Source organism: Streptomyces sp. ISL-100 (assembly GCF_018614615.1).
In the GTDB taxonomy this organism is placed as follows: Bacteria; Actinomycetota; Actinomycetes; order Streptomycetales; family Streptomycetaceae; genus Streptomyces.
This window is the reverse complement of the sequence record NZ_JAGGOK010000070.1, coordinates 89,934-107,868: the sequence shown is the minus strand read 5'-3', so window position 1 is coordinate 107,868 and position 17,935 is coordinate 89,934. Positions and strand designations below refer to the sequence as shown.

The following is a 17,935-nucleotide window of genomic DNA, read 5'->3' as shown; positions in this document are numbered from 1 at the left end:
GTCCCCCGCACAACGCGCCGGACGGCGATAGCTCCGGGTGAAGACTCCGGAGCCTCGCGCGCGCAACTCCTGCTCTGCCCGTACGCCGGCTACTTCGTGTGTCAGTCCCTGGCTCGTCTTTTCTCTTGCTGCTGTCGCCAATACAGCACGAGGAAGAGCGCGAGGAGGAGATCGTCGGACAGCGCCCCATGCCCGGAAGTGGCGGGTCCGCAAGCGTGGGTCGTACGTCCCGTTGCTCGTCCTGACCTTCTTGGGCGCGCTGACCCTGCTGTTCCTGGCGGTCACGGCCGTGGTCACCCTGGTGGAGGGCTCGGACAACGAGTTCTGGTCGCCCATCAGGTGGGCCGACGGCCACTGCAGGAAGAGTCAGCTCTCCTGTGGCGTTCTCCAGACGGTCGTCATGCCATTTCTCACCCTCGCCCTTGCCACGGTCGCGTACCTCTTCTTCCGCTTCACCCGTGTGCGCACGGCGTATCTCAAGAAGGCCAGGGAGCAGCCGCACGAGCTCGTGGAGACGGCGGGCGGAATCTTCGGCAAGGTCGTGGGGCGTGACCAGCTCTGCGAAATCCTCATGGAGGACCAGCGGGACAGCCGGTTCCGCCGTACGCACGTCGTGGTCGGCGGCGTCGGCACCGGCAAAACAGCGCTGGTCGTACTGCTGACGCAGGAGCTCGCCCGGCGCGGCGCCATTGCCGTGCCACTGCGGCTTCGGAGTGCCGAGAAGGAACTCGACTTCCGGAAGCTGGCGTTCGAACGGTTCTCCCGTGAGGTGCAGGGGCACATCCGTTCCGATGCCGAGGCGGAGAAGGTGTGGCGACGGCTGTGCCAGCAAGGACGGATCGTCGTACTCGCGGACGGTCTGGAGGAGGCACTGACCGCTCCGGAGCTGGCGGAGGAGCGCGACACCATCATCCGGCTGGCGATCCGCCGGGCAAACGAAGAGCGGCTGCCGCTCATCATCACCTCACGGCCGCACGACTCACTGAGGGGGATGGAGGCCTCCCTCACCGACCTGGAACCGCTGAGCGAGGAGGCCGCCCTCACGTACATCTCCTCCGGCAGCGCCTGGGAGGACCGGCAGCGGCTGGACTGGATCGTCGAGAAGGCCGGCATCGCCGAGGCGCCCACCTATCTGCAGATCGCCGCCGAACTCCACGACGAAGGGCTGTTGGAACGCGCCCTCACCGGCCAGTCCGAGGAGGAGGCCGTGGAGACGCGCGGCGGAGACCGGGCGGCGCTGCGGTTCCATCTGCTCGACACCTGGATCAACGCCCTGATCGGCGGGCGGTTCCGCCCCGAACTGCCGCTCAACCAGGAGGAGCGGCGGGCGGCCATCCACTACCTGTCGGCGATCGCCTGTGTCGGGCTGGCCACGGACTCCTCCGAGGTGCGCTTCAGCGATGTCATGGACGAGCAGAATCCCTCACGTCCCCGCTTTCCCGAGATCGTGCTGGAGTTGGACAGAAGGGTTGAGGGCAGTCGGCTGGACCTTCGCCTCGCCGCACACTGGGGTATGCGGATGGGGCTGCTGGAGCTCGGCGGGGACCGGGTCCGCTTCCAGCACAGCATGATCCAGGCTCACCTCGGCGCCCGGTTCATGAACGCCGTGATTCATCCGGACTTCCCGAGGAAGCGTCGGGCGGTTGCCATGTTCCCCGCAGCGCTCCGGAAGCCGGGCCGGGAACTTCTGATCGCCATGGTGCTCTACTCCCGTACGCCCGAGGGCTCGTGCCTCCACGAGGAGGCGCACGGTGACGGGGAGCCGTGGTGCCCGGTGTCCGCCGCCCGCGACCTCCTGCTGAACGCGGCGTGGCAGGCACAGACGGACCGGGACCACCGGGCGGTTCCCCCCGGCTTGCACGCTCCGGAACGTCGGGTCTCGGACGCCGCCCAGCGGCTCGTCGGCCGCACGCTGCACGCCAAGGCGCTGGAGCTGTACGCGGCCGCCTTGGAGATCGACAGCGTCGACGCCGCACCGCAGCAGCACCTGATCGCCATGCGGCTGGCCACCGCCTGGCCGGACCTGCGCGCACGCGATCCGCACACCCTGCGCGTCGCCAAGGCGCTGTTGGTGTCCCGCTTCGGCGAGGCGATGCGCGGCGTCGCCCGCAGGCGCACGCTGCAACCCGCCTATCTGGTGCTCTTCGAGATCGCGCGCCTGGAGCCCTCCTACCCCATCCGGGTCGCCATCGCGCAGGAGATCGGGGCGGGTGGCGACAGCCCCTTCGCGGTGCTCCAGGCCCGGTTGCGCGGGCCGCAGGGTGTCCAGGAACCGCGAATGGAACGCGACCCGGACTGGATGGAGGAGCTGTGGGTGAGCCAGCAACCGGAGGCCGTCGCGGAAGAGGAGTACAGGAGACACCGCCGGGCCGAAGGTGACATCGCCCGCACAAAACGGGAGGCGAAGGAGCGGGAGAAGCGACGGCGGGAGGAGCGCAAACGGGAGGAGAAGGAGCGCGAGGACGAGGAGCAGAGATGGCGGGACGACACCATGTGCGCGTGGCTGGTCCCCCTGCTCGTGGGATCCGTCACCACGCACCGCCACCAGAACACGCCGTACGAGTTCCTTGAGGGCTGGGTGCGGCGGGTCGGCGCTCCGGACGGGGCCGGCGCGCCCGCCCTCGACCTCACCGTGGAGGTGGCTCTGGCTCAAGGTTTCAAGTACGCGGCGAACCGCCGCCACCGCCATCCGCATGCCCGGCCCGAGGCCCGCGAGTACCTCAGCGGGCAGGCCTGGGACATGCTCAAGCGCACCCGGTTCTGGTTCACGCGGCTCACGCTGCTGCACGCGCTGACCCTCTGGGCGCTGCCCGACGGCGTCACGGTGACACAGCCCGCGCACGGACACGGCTCCGATCCCGCCGAACAGGTACGACAGTGGCTTGCTCTCCCGGACGGCGAGCCGCAGCACCCCTTCGTCGAGGCGGCTGCCGAGTTGTGCGTATGGGCCATGGAGACCCGGCAGCCGGAGCGGTTCCTCTGGATCGACGAGTCAGGTGTCGCCGCCCACGTCGGCTCCCAGACGGCTCCACGGGGCGAAGCCCGCAAGCACCACCTGTGGATTCCCCCCTCCACCGGCTGGAGTTCCCTGCACCCGCGCGCCCAGCAGCTCCTCGCCGATGTCCTCCTGCTGCTCAACCTGGCCGAGCGGGGCGACTGGCCCAAAGACCGGCTACGGCGCCTCCAGCACACGAGCCGGCCGGACTTGCCGCCGTGCCTCACCCGGGACCGCGGACCGCTCGACCCCGGTCGTACGGTCGTGCGTACAGCCGCTTCGCAAGCGGGCTCCAACTGCCGGCGAGCACGTACCAGGAAGCGGGCTGCGGCTCGCAGGCAGAGCGCGTCCATGGCGGACGTCGCCCGCGTGGCCGGGGTCTCCTCGCAGACCGTCTCCCGTGTGTCCAACGGTTACGCGGGCGTGACGGAAGAGACCCGGCGTCAGGTGCTGGCGGCGATGAAGGAGTTGGGCTACCGGCCCAACAGCGCCGCGCGGGCACTCAAGCGCGGCGAGTTCCGCACCATCGGCGTCATCACCTTCGGCCTGTCCACCACAGGCAACGTACGCACCCTGGAGGCGATCGCCGTCTCCGCGGCGAGCGAGGGCTACGCGGTCACGCTCCTGCCCGTCGCCGTCCCCACGCAGGACGAGGTGCGGGGCGCGTTCTCGCGGCTCGGGGAGCTGGCCGTGGACGCCGTCATTGTCATCCTGGAGGTGCACCTGCTCGACGCGGTGACCCTCTCCTTGCCGCCGAACGTCCAGGTCGTCGTGGCCGACTCGGACGCCGGCGACCGGTATACCGTGGTCGACACCGACCAGGCGGGCGGAACCCGCACCGCCGTGCGCCATCTGCTCGACCTCGGCCACCGCACGGTCTGGCACCTCGCGGGTCCGGAGGAGTCCTACGCGGCCCAGCGCCGCACCGACGCCTGGCGTGCCGAACTCACCGAGGCGGGCCGCACCCCGCCGCCTCCGGTACGGGGCGACTGGTCGGCGGAGTCCGGGTACCGGGCCGGCCTGGAACTCGCTTCAGAGGCGGACTGCACGGCGGTGTTCGCCGCCAACGACCAGATGGCGCTGGGTCTACTGCGGGCCCTGCACGAGCGGGGCCGGAGCGTGCCGGAAGACATCAGCGTCGTGGGTTTCGACGACATTCCCGAGGCCGGCTCTTTCCTGCCTCCCCTGACGACCGTTCACCAGGACTTCGCGGAAGTGGGAAGACTCTGCGTCGAGGGCGCCCTGCGGCAGATGCGTCACGATGCGACCGAAAAAGGCACCACGCTCGTCCCCACGCGACTCGTGGTGCGCGCGAGTACGGCGCCGCCGCCTTGACCCGCAGGCCTTGACCCGCAGGCCGTAAGCCGGGCGGCTCAGCCGCGCTTAGGGGCGGTGAACAGCAGGTACTCCCAGTCCATGACGACGTTGTCCACCCCGCCGCCATGGCGCTGCGCGAGGGCGTCGAGATCGCGGTCGAGCGCCGCGACCCGGTCGGGATCCTCCGCGATGTTGCGGTACGTGGCGATGGTCGGCCCGTAGTTGGTCTTGAAGTACTCCCGGAAGTCCTCCGGCTTCCTGAAGCGGTCGACCCGTACGGTCTGCCGGCGCGCTTCGACGTCCGTGACCCGGTCACCGAGGAGGTCGCGGACGTGGTCCTCCTGGCCCCACAGCGGCGGGGGCTGCGCTCCGGGCGGCGGCTTGGGAGCGTACGGCTTCATGGTGGCGAACATCTGGCCGATGAAGCCTTCCGGGGTCCAGTTGATCAGTCCGATGGTGCCACCCGGGCGGCAGACACGGATCAGTTCGTCGGCGGCGGCCCGGTGGTGCGGGGCGAACATGATCCCCACGCAGGACATGACGGTGTCGAACTCGCCGTCGGCGAAAGGCAGCGCCTCCGCATCGGCCTCCCGCCACTCCAGCTCCGCGCCGCGCTCGGCCGCGAGCGCGCGCCCGGACTGCAGCAGCTCGGGCGTGAGGTCGGACGCCACGACGCTCGCGCCGGCCAGGGCGGCGGGGATCGCGGCGTTGCCCGACCCGGCCGCGATGTCCAGGACGCGTTGGCCGCTCCGTACGCCACATGCCTTGACCAGGGCCGGCCCGAGGTCCGGGATCAGCTGTGTGGCCACGGCCGGATAGTCGCCCAGCGCCCACATCTTGCGGTGCTTGGTTTTGATCGCGCGGTCGGCCTCGACAGTGTCGTTCGTCTCGGTCATGTCAGCCAAGGTAGGAGGACTGCGGGCTCCGGCCCTGGTACGAGACCTCTACCAGGGGCACCTCGACCGGGATGGAGTAGCCGGAAGCAGGGACCGCGACACGCTGACGGGTGGGCACGGCGGGCTGAACGCCACCGCTGGACGGAATGCTGGGGCAATGGAACAAGGAGCCGCGCACGCCGGGGACCGCGAGGACCTCAAAGCCAAGGGCCTCAGCGGCAACACCCTCGGCCTACTCGGCGGCACGGTGATCGGTATCTCCACCGTCGCCCCCGCCTACAGCCTTACCGTCACCCTGGGACCGACCGTCGGCGAGGCCGGGCTGCGGATGCCCGGAATCTTCCTCGCCGGGTTCGTGCCGATACTGCTGGTGGCCTTCGCCTACCGCGAGCTGAACAAGGTGCTGCCCGACTGCGGCACCTCCTTCGCCTGGTCGGTAAAGGCATTCGGTCCGACGACCGGCTGGATGTGCGGCTGGGGGCTGCTGATGGCCTCCATCGTGGTGCTCTCCAACCTGGCGGGGGTGGCCACGGAGTTCTTCTACCTCTCCCTGGGCGAGGCGACCGGCAGCCCCGACGTCACCGAACTCAACGACAACAAGGCCGTCCATATCCTGACCACCCTGGCCTTCATCACCGCCGCCACCTGCGTCAGTTACCGCGGTATCACCGTCACGGAGTGGCTCCAGTCCGTGCTGGTCGGCCTGCAACTGGTCGTACTCGCCCTGTTCATCGTCATGGCGATCTCCACATCCGGGGAGGCGGAGGGGGCTCTCGACTTCTCCTGGTACTGGCTGGACCCGTTCGGCGTCGAGTCCTTCACCGCCTTCACCGCCGGCGTCACGCTGTCGATGTTCATGTACTGGGGCTGGGACACCTGCCTGACGGTCAATGAGGAGAGCATCGGCAGTGAGCGGACGCCCGGCCGCGCCGCGCTGCTCTCCATCGTCGTCATCGTCTGTACGTACCTGCTCGTCGCCGTCGGCGCCCAGATGTACGCGGGAGTCGGCACCACGGGCACCGGTCTCGCCAACCCGGACACCGCCGACAACGTCTTCGCCGCGCTCGCCTATCCGGTCATGGGTTCCGGCATCGGCGTACTGCTCTTCGTCGCGGTCCTGACCAGCGCCGCAGCCAGCCTTCAGACCACGTTCCTCCCGGTGGCCCGCACCGCCCTGGCGATGAGCACCTACAAAGCCCTGCCGACGATGTTCGCCGCCGTACATCCGCGCTTCAGGACCCCCTCCCGCGCCACCGTCACGGCGGCCGTGATCACCGGCTCGTTCTACACGCTGATGACACTGGTCAGCGAGAACGTCCTGCTGGACACCGTCTTCGCGCTCGGTCTCATGATCAGCTTCTATTACGGGATCACGGCCTTCGCCTGCGTCTGGTTCTTCCGCCGCGAGCTGCGGCGCTCGCCGGGCAACCTCCTGATCAAGGGTCTCCTGCCGGGCCTCGGCGGCCTGATGCTCACCGGCGTGTTCCTCCGGACGCTGAGGGACGCCTGGGAGCCGTCCTACGGCAGCGGCAGCTCGGTCGCCGGCATCGGCAGCGTCTTCGTCATCGGCGTGGGGCTGCTGCTCCTCGGCGCCGTAATCATGCTGCTGATGCGGCGTCACAGCCCGGAGTTCTTCCGCGGCGAGGTGCTGCACCGGGCGACGCCGCCTCTTGTCATCGAGGACTGACCAGGGGCGTTCAGTTCCCGGGCGTCCAGTTGCCGAGCCAGTCAGCGGTCTCCTGGTCCGCGGCCTGGCTGTCGGTCAGCTGGGGCCGGTCGCCACTGGCGGGTCCGGAGCCGGGTCCGGTGTTCTTGTACTCGGCGAACCGGTCATCCTTCCAGGAGAAGCCGCCCATGTCGGACCAGGGGGTGGCCTTGACGGCGGAGCTGAGGGTGGTGTTGCGGACGGTGGCCTGCGGGTCGAGAGCCGCGTTACCGCCCGCGTGCCAGTTACGGCCGAGGAAGAAGCTCCCCGCTGACACGTCACCGTTCACGGTCGAGCGGGTGATGAGGAAGCCCTTGCGGTCGGCGGCGGTACTGGGCGCCGTGATGTAACCGGCCGACCTGCCGTCCCAGCGCTTCTTCAGGGTGATGACCGACCTGTCGATCACCGCCGTAGCCCGGCCGAAGATGAAGTCGACGTTGCCGATGATGTAGGAGTTGGTGACGTAGACCCGGCCGAGCTTGTCCGTGGCGGCCGTGTCCAGCAGCAGTGTGTCCTGGTCACCACTGACGATGACGCTGTCGAGAAGGACCCGATCGGCCGCGGTGCGCAGCGCCACCGCCTGCTGTCCGCTCAGGTTCTGGTTCTTCGCCTCGTCGAAGTCGTTGGAGACGGTGAGGTTACGGGCCTGGAAGTCATCGGCCTGCACGGTGACAGTGGCGCTGCCGCTGGTGCCGTAGGTTCCCGAACCGTCGGGCTTCGGAGTGCCGGCGGCGTTGTCGTAGACGATAACGGTGTCCTTGCGGCCGGCACCGGTCCCCTGGATCGTGATGTGCGGCTTGTTCGACGGGACCTTGACCAGCTCGCGGTACGTGCCGGGCCTGACCTGGATGACTACCCGTGAAGTGTTGCCCGCCGGGACGGCGTCGACGGCCTGTTGCACTCTCGTGTACTGGCCGCTGCCGTCCTTGGCCACCGTGAGGGCGGCCGCGGCGCCGGAGCCGGCCGCACTCGGCGTCGTACCGAGGGATCTGCGGGGCCCGGCCCCGGACTTGAGCAGCGCGGGAATGTCCGCCGCCGGGTCCAGGGTGTAGCTGTAGTACGTCGTCGGGTCGAACGCGGTGCCGCCGCTCTCGTTGCGGCCGCTGGTGCGGGAGAACACGTTGCCGCGCTGGACCAGTCCGGCGGTGCTGTCCCTGATGACGGGGTTGTTCAGGCCCCGGAAGTAGCTGTTCTCCAGGACCATCTTCGTGCTGCCGCGTGCGTAGTTGCCGTAGGAGGTGGTGATTTCCGTGTCCGGCGGGTCCTCGAGGAAGTTGTTGTACAGGTGCGCGTGGGCGGCGTTGTCGGTGGAGGGGTTGCGCTGCTCGCTCTCGCGCAGCCAGTTGTGGTGGATCGTGATGTCCGTCTTGACGTTCTCGGTCCAGCCGATGCCGAAGGTCTTGTTGTTGTCGCTCAGCTTGTTCCAGGACACCGTCACGTACGTGGAGTCCTTGCGTACGTCGATCAGGCCGTCGGCCATGTGCCGCAGATTGTTGTGGTCGATCCACACGTGGTGCGCGCCGTCCATCTGGATGGCGTCCCAGTCGTGTTCCTTGTCGTTCCAGATGCCCTCGTACGAATCCCGGATCGTCAGGTTCCGGATGATGACGTTGTGGACGCCCTGGCCGAGGAAGAAGCCGCCGCCGACGATCTGGCCCGAGGTTCCCGACCCCACGATCGTCTTGTCCGAGGCGGCCTTGATCTCCTTGCCCTTGGGATCCATCGTGATCGCCCCGGCCACGACGATGACGTACGGCTCCGCCGCGGTCGCGTACTTCTCCAGGTCGGGGAGGGTCCGTACCGTCACCGTCCGTCCGTCGCGGCCGCCGTACGTGCCCTTCTGTCCCAGCGCGTCGACCGACGCGAAGCCGTCGGCGACGTCGTCGGCCCACGCCGCCGGAACGGTGGCCGCAGCGGCCCGGGGCTGCGCGTCCTCGCCGAACACCCCGAAGGCCGTGCCGTAGGCCAGCACCCCTGCGGCGACCAGCGCCGTCGGGACACCGGCCGCCAGAGCCCTGCGCCCTCTGCGGCGGTGCGCCGTTCTGCGTATCTCGCTCATGCGTCGCTTCCATTCCGTACGTGGGGGGATGGGGTTCACAGAGCAGTTGCCGCCGACGGTGCAGGGGTTGCCGGGGTCGGCCAATGGGCTTACCGCCTTACTTGGCGTACATCAGTGTGCCGAAGCCGAGCTGATCGTAACCACCGCTGTTGGGACCGTAGTCCCCGCCGCCGCCCTCGGGTCGCGCCTTCTCCGCGATGGCGGTGATGTACGGGACGGAGAGCCGGCGGCGCCGGGCGTAGTGGTAGTGCAGGAGGTCCCACACGGGGCGGACCTGGCCTCGGCCGTCCGCGGAGATAACGGTCTGTTCGCGGTACGCGCAGTTCGTGCCGGTACCCCAGGTGTACTTGGTGAACGGCACGTCCTGGCCGAGGTTGTACTTGGCGACGTACTGGGCGGCCCGCATGAAGCGGTTGTCGTCGTAGCCGTACAGGTCGTCGCCCTGACTCCAGGCCATCTCGCAGATCGCGCCCATCTGGCCCATGCCCATCATGGTGTGCCCCTGGTCGCGGCCGGACTCCTGCCACTGGGCCAGTCCGTCCGGGTGGAGGAAGGGGACGGCCTTCTTGATCGAGCCGTTGCCCGCGCCGTTCTTGAAGTAGTTCACGGCCTGGTCGTACTTCGCCGTGTCGTCGCAGAGAATGCCGATCGCCATCACGGACGCCATGCTGCACAGGTCCCAGTTTGCCCAGTAGTTGGTGACGCAGGCGCCGTTGTGCTGGGTCAGGAACTGGTTGTTGAGGGGGTGGAAGACCTCTCGCAGCATCTTCTGGAACCTGGCGAGATCGAAGCCCGGATAGCCGCGCATCAGCTCGGCCGCGTTGGCGAACTGGTAGCCGTAGATGCCGGCGGCCAGGAACCGGTCGGCGTTGCCGGTGACCGTGGTGAGCGTCGCCGACCAGGCGTTGAGGATGTCACGCGCCGCGTCGCCGTGCGCCGCGGTGCCGGCGACCTTCCAGCGCAGGGCGTTCTGGTAGGCGGCATGGATGTCGTTGTAGAGGATCGTGTAGTTCTGGCCGGTCCCGCCCCGGATGATCGTCGCCTGCGGGCTGGCCTTCCAGGTGGACTGGGCGTGCCGGTTGGCGGTGAGCCGGTTCCATCCCGACAACCACGGCTGAGTCCCCGCCGCCACCTTGCCCTTCGCGCGATTGAGCTCGCCGTACGCGTGGAGCATGCCCGGGTGCGTGAACGTGCGGGCGGGCGCGGCGTTGGCCGGGGCGCCGGCCGCCGCATCCGCGGCGTCGCCGGAGAAGGCGGCCGCCGCACCACCGGCGATGCCCGCGACCGCGAGGCCGCCACCGATCTGGAGGAGGGTGCGGCGGCTCAGCGCGCGGTGCTTGTTGTCGTGGCCCATGAGGGGACTCCTGTTGTCGTGGGGGGCGCAAAACGTTCAGGAGACGTACCGGAAGGCCCCCGGATAACAAAAAACTCGTACAGAGAGCCCTGCAACCTATTCACGGGCGGCGGCGACAAGAGCTCGACGCTTTCAACCCCCCACTGTCAGGAGCGCCATATGGGTCTCAGCGGCGACAACGACAACCCGGCTCCGATCACTGCCACGAGCCGCAGACGCTTTCTCGTCGGTGCCGCCGCCTCGCTCGGCGCCGGCGCCGGCCTGTATCTCCCCGGCACCGCTGCCGCGGAGTCCCGGCGTACCGCCACCGGCGCAGCGGCGACCGCGACCGTGTACATCGCCGGTGACTCCACCGCGCAGACGTACCGCGCGGGCTACTACCCCGAGGCAGGGTGGGGTCAGACACTCCCCGGCTTCTTCACCCAGAACGTCACGATCGCCAACCACGCCATAGGCGGGCGCAGTTCGCGGAGCTTCATCGAGCAGGGGCGGCTGGCCGCCATCCACCGGGCGATCCGGCCGGGCGACTATCTGTGCGTGCAGTTCGGGCACAACGACGCCACCGTCAGCAACCCGGACCGCTACACCTCACCCGCGGACTACAAGGAGTACCTGCGCAACGACTACATCAGGGCCACTCGCGCACGCGGCGCGACACCGATCGTCGTCACGCCCGTCTCCCGCCGCTCCTACAACACGTCGACCGGCGAGTTCAACGTCTCCTTCCCCGCGTACGTGAACGCCGCGCGCGCCGTCGCAGCCGAGGAGAGGGCCCCGCTGGTCGACCTGTCCGAGCTCAGCCGGGTCTTCCTGACAAGGCTCGGCGTGGAGCCGTCCAAGGGCATCTTCCTGTGGCTGGCTCCGGGTCAGTACCCCAACTTCCCGAACGGGATCCAGGACAACACCCACTTCCAGGTGAAGGGTGCCACCGAGATGTCCCGCCTGGTCGCCCGGGCGGTGTCCGGGCTCGGTCTGCCGCTCTCCGGCGAGGTGATACCGGCCCGTCAGGTTTCCTCTGTGTGAGGGGACCGGGGGTGGACCGGTCGCACCCGGCCTACCCCCTCCTCCCCCGGTGATCCGAGCGGGACCCTCAGCCCAGTCGGATCACGTTCCAGGACAGCGGCTCCAGGGTGGTGCTCAGCGTGCCGCCCTGGAGCGTCGTGCCCGTTGCCTCGTGCGGGGTGACGCGCTCGGGATCCTCGAGAGTGTTCCGGGCCTCCGGGTCCGCGTCGGCCAGCGCGCTGTGCTCCGAGACCGATGTCAACCCAAGTCCCTGGAGCGCCACTTCGAGCTTCAGCGGCTCACTCTGGCTGCGGTTGACCGCGAAGACGGTGACGGTGCCGTCGTCCGCGCGTACCGCTGTCGCGTGCAGCAGAGACACCTCGCCGTACTTCCGCGTCTCGTACGTCGGTGAGTCCGCGCGCACGTCCAGCACTCGCCCCCGTCCGTGCCGGGACGCCTGCGCGAAGGGGAAGAACGTCGTCTGCCGCCAGGCCGGGCCCCCCGGCTCCGTCAGGATCGGCGCGATGACATTGACGAGCTGGGCGAGGCAGGCGACGGTGACGCGGTCCGCGTGGCGCAGCAGCGCGATCAGCAGGGAGCCGAAGACCACGGCGTCGGTGACGGAGTAGTTGTCCTCCAGGAGGCGGGGCGCCTCGGGCCAGTCGAGGGGGTTCTCCTCGGCCTCGCGCTGGGTCTTGGAGAGGTACCAGACGTTCCACTCGTCGAAGGAAAGGTTGATCTTCTTCTTCGACTTCAGCCGTGCTCCGACGTGGTCGCAGGTCGCGACGACGTTCTCGATGAAGGACTCCATGTCGACGGCCGACGCCAGGAAGGAGTCGCGGTCGCCGTCGAGTTCCTCGTAATAGGCGTGCAGCGAGATGTAGTCGACGAGGTCGTACGTCTCGGCGAGTACCTTCGCCTCCCACTCGGCGAAGGTGTCCATCGACTGACCGGACGATCCGCAGGCGACGAGCTCGACGGACGGGTCGATCTGGCGCATCGCGCGGGCGGTCTCGGCGGCGATGCGACCGTACTCCTCGGCCGTCTTGTGGCCGGTCTGCCAGGGTCCGTCCATTTCGTTGCCGAGGCACCAGAGCCTGATGCCGAAGGGGTCCTTGTCGCCGTGGGCCGCCCGAAGGTCCGAAAGGGCCGTGCCGGCCGGGTGGTTGGCGTACTCCTGGAGCTCCAGGGCCTCTGCCACACCCCGGGTGCCGAGGTTGAGCGCCATCATTGGTTCGGCCTGCGGGCCGATCTTCTTCAGGAAGGCGATGTACTCGCTGAGCCCGAAGCGGTTGCTCTCGGTGGACCGCCAGGCCAGATCGAGGCGGCGCGGCCGTTCGTCGGCAGGACCGACGGAGTCCTCCCACTTGTAGCCGGACACGAAGTTGCCACCGGGGTAGCGCACGGCCGTGACGCCCAGCTCACGGACCAGTTCGAGTACGTCCGTACGCAGCCCCTCTTCGTCGGCCGAGGGGTGGCCCGGCTCGTGGATGCCGGTGTAGACGCAGCGGCCGAGGTGCTCGACGAAGGAGCCGAAGAGCCGGGGATCCACGTCGCCGACGGTGTAGTCGGGGTGCAGGGTGAAGCGGGCGGAACGGGTCATGACTCCCTCAACCAGGTTCGGGATACCGGACGTTGAACGATTGCCCGGACAGACGGTAAGTCGGCCCGGATCCGGAGGTCAATGGCCTGGCAGGCACGTCCGGTGCGCCAAACGCGGCGGCCGGGAAATTGACGAGAGCGTGCGCGAACCGTTGACGCGCGTGATGTTCGACTTTACGGTCCGTTCGAAGGTGCGTGCGGCGTCCGGTATTTCGAACATCCGGAACGGGGCGTGGGACGGCCTCCTCCGAGCCGCAGGAAAGCGCTCGCGCCCCTCGACGGTGCGAGTGACTCAGAGAAGAGAGCCACCCCCAGCCTTTCGGCTCCTATGAGATCCGGCGCCGCGACGACGAGCACGCGATCGGCGGCCTGGGCTTCCACAGCCCTCCCGACCACAGCGGCAGTGTCACGATCGGATACGGCCTGATCCCGTCAGCACAAGGCAAGGGATACGCCTCCGAGTCGCGCCGCGCCCTGCTGGCGTTCGCCCGCTCACGCGGCATCACCTGCGTGAAGGGCGACACGGACCACGACAACATTGCGTCCCAGCACGTCATGACCGCTGTGGGCATGCGGCTGGTCGCAGAAGACGAACGGCTGAAGTACTACAGGACCACCTGGACCGCCGGCCCAAGCTCCGTCAGTGAGCCTGGCGCTCAGCTGCGGCATGCCACCAACCAGGTGGAGAAGGAGTAGTAACTTCCGAGAGCGGCTGGTCGGGGTGGAGGCCCAGCCGACGCAGAGCGTCGGGGTGGACACGGACGTCGAACCAGCCGTGCCAGTGCCCGTCAGAACCGATACCGCAGGCCAGGCCCCAGCGGATCTCATCCTGGTCGAAGGGCATCCAGTCGATGCCGCGGTCTCGCAGTCAAGCGCGCGCAGCCACCATCGGCCGGAGGCAACCCGGCAGGTTTTCGTAGGCCGCGATCGTGACCCAGTCGGCGCTTGTCATCGGACGGTTGCCGCCTTCAGTTCATGTCGCCAGGTTTCCCAAGCGTTCTTGCTATCAGGTCGGTGTCGCAGTACTCGGTCAGTGCCTGCAACTTTCCATCCTTGATGTGGCAAACCCAGCAGTACGTGTTGTGGTAGGGCTTCCCCTCCGTGGTTGTGGCGCGTCCTTTGCACTCCACGACAACATAATCGCCAGCAGCTATGAAACGTTGTGGGGTGTTCGTGTACGTGTCCGCGAATTGGGCGAGCAGCGGTCGAAAGAGCTCGTTCAGGACGGCTTGTTTGCCCTCGTAGGTCCCGGACCATTGCGTCGAGCCGATGATCGTCCAGTGGAAATCGTCGGCGAGGCTCTCGGCGAGGGGCCGGCCGTTCCCTTCCGCCAGCCCGGCAAAGATGTCCTGCATCAGTCGCGTGTTCTCAGTCTCAGTCTCGCCCATGGCTGCTCCGTCACCTCGTGCGTTGAAGTTCCGGCCTGCCATTCAACAGGCTGGGCGGCCGTCGCGGGCCACCTTCCTGTCGGCTCGTCGACGTAGGCCGCTGCCCGCGCTCTGAGCCGTGGCCGTGAAGGTGGTCCAGGACGGCGCCGGGCTGATCCACCGTGACCCGAAGTGATCCCGCGGGCACCCGGCACGTTCGCCGCACACACCTCCGGTAATCTGGCTCTTTCCCCCAGAAGGAGTTGCACCAGTGGAGTTCCGGCTGCTCGGAGCGGTTTCCGTCGCCACCGAGACCGGCGAACTGCCACTCGGTCCCGCCAAGCGGCGCAGTCTCCTCGCCGCTCTGCTGCTGAGGCCCAACTGCCCTGTGCCGGTGGGCCACCTGACGGCCACGCTGTGGGATCACGAACCGCCGCCGCGTGCCCGCAGTGTCATCCAGGGCCATGTGTCGCGCCTGAGGGCCATGCTCGCCGGTGCGGATGCCGAGATGTACGGTGTCGAACTGGTCACTCAGGGCGCGGCGTACGTCCTGCGGATGCCGGAGACCTTGCTGGATGCCCACCGCTTCGAAGAGCTGGTGACGTTGGCCCGCGGTCAGCGTGCGCCCGCCGACGCCGTGGCGATGTATCAGGAGGCGCTGTCGCTGTGGCAGGGGCCCGCGCTGACCGGCGTGTATCCGAGCCCGCCACTGCAGGCGGCCGCGCACGCGCTGGAGGAGCTTCGGCTGGCCTCCGTGGAATCGCTGGCCGCAGCTTACGCGCGGTTGGGTGAGCACGCTCGGGCCGCGGCCGTGCTGCGCGCGGAGGCAGGTGACCATCCGCTGCGCGAATCGCTGTCCGCCGGGCTCATGAGGGCACTTCAGCGTGCGGGGCGCCGCTCGGAGGCGCTCGACTGGTTCCACCGCACCCGGCGACTGCTCGCCGACGAACTGGGCGTCGATCCGGGCCGTGAACTGGCGGACGCGTACGCGGTGGCGCTGCGCGGGGAGGGTGTGGAGGGTGGGGAGGGAGGGGAAGGCTACGGTGCGGCACAAGCGCCGGCTCCGGTCCCGCCACCCGTTCCCGCCACCGCCCACGGGCCGTCGGCCTCCGCGCCCAAAGCCACGGTCGACTTGCTGCCGCGCATGCCGCGCGGCTTCCACGGACGCGCCGCCGAACTCACCGCACTGTCCCGGGCCGCCGCCGGCGAAGCACCCGTGTGCCTGGTCACCGGGCCGGCGGGAGTGGGCAAAACAGCGCTCGTGGTGCACTGGGCACACCGCAACCGCGCCGGATTTCCCGGCGGTCTGCTCTACGCCGACCTGCGCGGCTTCAGCGATACGGGAGAGCCGGCCCATCTCGAAGTGCTGCGCGAGTTCCTGCTGGCGCTGGGGGTCGCGCCGCGGCGGATCCCGGAGTCGACGAACGGTGCCTCCGCGCTGTTCCGGTCCCTTGCCGCTGATCGTCAGCTCCTCGTCGTACTCGACAATGCGCGCGGCAGCGAGCAGGTCAGAGAGCTGCTGCCCGGCGGCGCCCGGTGCGTCACCGTGGTCACCAGCCGGTACCGGCTGCGCGGCCTGATCGCCTCGGATGCCGCCCGTCCCGTGCCCGTGGACGTACTCGAACCGCAGGACAGCACCGCCCTGCTCGCCGCGGTGCTCGGCAAGGAGCGGGTGCTCACGGAGGCGGTGGCCGCCCGGCGCCTGGCCGAGTTGTGCGGCGGGCTTCCCCTCGCGCTGCGCGTGACCGCCGCCAGACTTGCGGATCAGCCGGACTGGTCCCTGAGCGCGATGAGCGCCGAACTGTCCGACGAGTCACGCCGTCTGAGCCTGCTGGACGTGGAGGACACGGGCGTACGGGCAGCGCTGCGGCTCACCGTGCGCCGGCTGCCCGTCGACGCCGCGCACCACTTCGCGCATCTCGGCCGCCACCCGGGCACGCACGTCGACCGGTACACGGCGGCGGCCCTCGCCGGTACGGATCCGGCCACGGCCGAGGCCGCGCTGGAGAAGCTGACGGCGGCGCACCTCGTCACGCGGACCGCGCCGGGGCGCTGGACGCTGCACGATCTCGTACGGCTGTACGCGCGCGGCCTGGACGCCGGGCCCGACGCCCTCGTCCGCGTACTCGACCACAGTGTGGCCACCGCCCTGGCCGCCGCCCACGCGGCCGAGCCCGGCGACGAGTCGTGCTTCGCGCTGCCTGCGGACTTTCGTCCGCCGGAGGCGGTACGGGAGTTCGCGGACCGTGAACAGGCCATGGCGTGGTACGCGGCCGAGCGTGACGACCTGACCCTGGCGGCGGCCGCGGCGCAAGCCGCCGGACTGCACAGCAGGACTTGGCGGATCGTCCTGGCGCTGTGGCCGCAGATGGTGTGGCGGGTGCTGGACGGTTGGACTCCCTTGCTGGAAAGGGCACTTGAGGCGGCACGGGCCGATGCCGACGCCCGCGCCGAGTCGCGGGTACTGGCCCTGCTCGGATGGATCCTGACCGAAGAGGGCCGCACGGAGGAGGCGCTGGTCCACCTGGAGGCCGCCCCGGCGCTCGCCGCCGTGGCCGGTGATCTGCGCGGCAAGGCGACCGCGCTGGTCAATCTTTCGCTGGCCCAAGCGGCGCTCGGCAGCCCGGAGGAAGCGGCCGAGGGATGCGCACAGGCGGCCGAACTGGCTCGCAGTGCCGGCGACCGGCACACCGAGCGGCTGGCCCTGTACCACCTCGCCCGGCGCCAACTGGACACCCGGCAATGGCAGTCGGCCCTCGACACGTCCACCACCGCGCTTGCCCTCGACAACCCCCAGGAGTCCGCGGCAGCGACCCGGGTGCTGTTGCTCACGGCGGCCGGGGAGGCACTGCTGGGGATGGGTGACGAGGCCGAGGGCATCCGGCGCCTCGAGGGCGCGGCGCGGGAGGCGGAGTCGTTCGGCTACGACGAGGGCACGGTACGGGCGCTGGGCGCGCTTCTGCGGGTGTCGGCGGATGTGGGGCTGCGAGCACGGTACGACACGGCGATGTTGCGGCTCATGGCGCAGACGTAGCGAACCGGAACACCGCCAAGCCGTAGAACTTCTGATCAGGCCCCGCTCAGGCGCTGGAGGCAACTCGCCTTTCGCGGTCGCCACGGGAGGGGGAGCGCAGCGCCATAGCGCACCAGATGGCCGCCACCGTGAGCGCGGCCGCGGCCATCGCAGCCAGCACCGGTGCTTCCGGCCGCCAGCCCAGCGAGACCCGGGTTCCCAGGGCGGTGAGCACGGCTGCGATCCGCCCCACGGCGTAGACCGGCACCCTGGCGGCGACAGCCCGCAGCACGGCTGCCACCGCCAGGCCGCTCGCAGTCCAGGCGAGCAGATACGGCCAGATTTCCCCCGGAGCAGCGGACGGCAGCCCGTATTCCTCGGGGCCGATACGGAAGAAGGCGCCCGCCCAGCCCGCCCCCACACCGAGGACGGTGATGCCCGCCACCCACAAGGCATGACGCCACCACGGGCCGGGCCGCACGGTCTCTTCGTGGTCGTCGGGGCTGGAGGGGCCGTCAGGGCTGCTGGGGTCGATAAGTTCGATCACGCCCAGAAGGACGCTGCCTGACGGCCGGACGTTGCCCCGAAGGGTGGATCTTCCTGGTCGCGCCCGACGATGCCGTTC

At 69.3% G+C, this 17,935-nt stretch carries 11 protein-coding genes and 2 pseudogenes; 6 read left to right on the top strand and 7 right to left on the bottom strand.

The window, feature by feature from the left end; translation table 11 throughout:
• Positions 1-400 precede the first annotated feature (400 nt).
• A pseudogene (locus J7E89_RS41260) lies at positions 401-991 on the top strand (NACHT domain-containing protein); the annotation flags it as partial.
• Between the two features lie 2,355 nt (positions 992-3,346).
• Positions 3,347-4,330, top strand: a complete 984-nt coding sequence (locus tag J7E89_RS30340) for a LacI family DNA-binding transcriptional regulator (protein WP_214977804.1) — start codon at positions 3,347-3,349, stop codon at positions 4,328-4,330.
• Between the two features lie 38 nt (positions 4,331-4,368).
• On the opposite strand, the gene J7E89_RS30335 is transcribed toward J7E89_RS30340, so the two are convergent.
• Positions 4,369-5,208 carry a class I SAM-dependent methyltransferase gene (locus J7E89_RS30335; RefSeq protein WP_214977665.1) on the bottom strand — a complete coding sequence of 280 codons (840 nt, stop codon included), beginning with the start codon at positions 5,206-5,208 and terminating at the stop codon, positions 4,369-4,371.
• Positions 5,209-5,365: 157 nt separating this feature from the next.
• Between J7E89_RS30335 and J7E89_RS30330 the strand changes: the two genes are divergently transcribed.
• Positions 5,366-6,895, top strand: a complete 1,530-nt coding sequence (locus J7E89_RS30330) for an APC family permease (protein ID WP_214977664.1) — start codon at positions 5,366-5,368, stop codon at positions 6,893-6,895.
• A gap of 10 nt (positions 6,896-6,905) precedes the next feature.
• On the opposite strand, the gene J7E89_RS30325 is transcribed toward J7E89_RS30330, so the two are convergent.
• The gene (locus J7E89_RS30325) at positions 6,906-8,972 is read right to left on the bottom strand and encodes a pectinesterase family protein (protein ID WP_214977663.1); all 2,067 of its coding nucleotides are present in this window, start codon (positions 8,970-8,972) and stop codon (positions 6,906-6,908) included.
• A 97-nt stretch (positions 8,973-9,069) separates the two neighbouring features.
• The gene (locus J7E89_RS30320; protein WP_214977662.1) at positions 9,070-10,326 is read right to left on the bottom strand and encodes an alginate lyase family protein; all 1,257 of its coding nucleotides are present in this window, start codon (positions 10,324-10,326) and stop codon (positions 9,070-9,072) included.
• Positions 10,327-10,485: 159 nt separating this feature from the next.
• Here J7E89_RS30320 and J7E89_RS30315 point away from each other — a divergent pair, with 159 nt between their 5' ends.
• Positions 10,486-11,349 carry a rhamnogalacturonan acetylesterase gene (locus J7E89_RS30315; RefSeq protein ID WP_214977661.1) on the top strand — a complete coding sequence of 288 codons (864 nt, stop codon included), beginning with the start codon at positions 10,486-10,488 and terminating at the stop codon, positions 11,347-11,349.
• Between the two features lie 67 nt (positions 11,350-11,416).
• Here the strand turns inward: J7E89_RS30315 and J7E89_RS30310 are convergent, their stop codons facing one another.
• Positions 11,417-12,931 carry an alpha-N-arabinofuranosidase gene (locus tag J7E89_RS30310; protein WP_214977660.1) on the bottom strand — a complete coding sequence of 505 codons (1,515 nt, stop codon included), beginning with the start codon at positions 12,929-12,931 and terminating at the stop codon, positions 11,417-11,419.
• Between the two features lie 308 nt (positions 12,932-13,239).
• On the opposite strand from J7E89_RS30310, the pseudogene J7E89_RS30305 reads away from it, so the two are divergent.
• Positions 13,240-13,626: pseudogene (locus J7E89_RS30305) on the top strand (GNAT family N-acetyltransferase); the annotation flags it as partial.
• Here the strand turns inward: J7E89_RS30305 and J7E89_RS41255 are convergent.
• Positions 13,571-13,774, bottom strand: coding sequence for a hypothetical protein (locus J7E89_RS41255; RefSeq protein ID WP_251061292.1), 204 nt, complete (start codon positions 13,772-13,774; stop codon positions 13,571-13,573). The pseudogene J7E89_RS30305 and the gene J7E89_RS41255 overlap by 56 nt on opposite strands.
• Before the next feature lie 124 nt (positions 13,775-13,898).
• Entirely contained in the window at positions 13,899-14,318 is a 420-nt protein-coding gene (locus J7E89_RS30300) for a nuclear transport factor 2 family protein (protein WP_214977659.1), read from the bottom strand.
• 250 nt (positions 14,319-14,568) lie between these two features.
• Here J7E89_RS30300 and J7E89_RS30295 point away from each other — a divergent pair, with 250 nt between their 5' ends.
• Positions 14,569-17,331, top strand: a complete 2,763-nt coding sequence (locus J7E89_RS30295) for a BTAD domain-containing putative transcriptional regulator (protein ID WP_214977657.1) — start codon at positions 14,569-14,571, stop codon at positions 17,329-17,331.
• 46 nt (positions 17,332-17,377) lie between these two features.
• Here J7E89_RS30295 and J7E89_RS30290 read toward each other — a convergent pair whose 3' ends face one another.
• Complete coding sequence (locus J7E89_RS30290; RefSeq protein WP_374196920.1) at positions 17,378-17,854, bottom strand: hypothetical protein; 477 nt, start codon at positions 17,852-17,854, stop codon at positions 17,378-17,380.
• Between the last annotated feature and the right edge of the window lie 81 nt (positions 17,855-17,935).

Coding starts and splice junctions, on each gene's coding strand:
- J7E89_RS30335 (WP_214977665.1), bottom strand. CDS start 5,208: ATGACCGAGACGAACGACACTGTCGAGGCCGACCGCGCGATCAAAACC.
- J7E89_RS41255 (WP_251061292.1), bottom strand. CDS start 13,774: ATGCCCTTCGACCAGGATGAGATCCGCTGGGGCCTGGCCTGCGGTATC.
- J7E89_RS30310 (WP_214977660.1), bottom strand. CDS start 12,931: ATGACCCGTTCCGCCCGCTTCACCCTGCACCCCGACTACACCGTCGGC.
- J7E89_RS30300 (WP_214977659.1), bottom strand. CDS start 14,318: ATGGGCGAGACTGAGACTGAGAACACGCGACTGATGCAGGACATCTTT.
- J7E89_RS30325 (WP_214977663.1), bottom strand. CDS start 8,972: ATGAGCGAGATACGCAGAACGGCGCACCGCCGCAGAGGGCGCAGGGCT.
- J7E89_RS30340 (WP_214977804.1), top strand. CDS start 3,347: ATGGCGGACGTCGCCCGCGTGGCCGGGGTCTCCTCGCAGACCGTCTCC.
- J7E89_RS30315 (WP_214977661.1), top strand. CDS start 10,486: ATGGGTCTCAGCGGCGACAACGACAACCCGGCTCCGATCACTGCCACG.
- J7E89_RS30330 (WP_214977664.1), top strand. CDS start 5,366: ATGGAACAAGGAGCCGCGCACGCCGGGGACCGCGAGGACCTCAAAGCC.
- J7E89_RS30320 (WP_214977662.1), bottom strand. CDS start 10,326: ATGGGCCACGACAACAAGCACCGCGCGCTGAGCCGCCGCACCCTCCTC.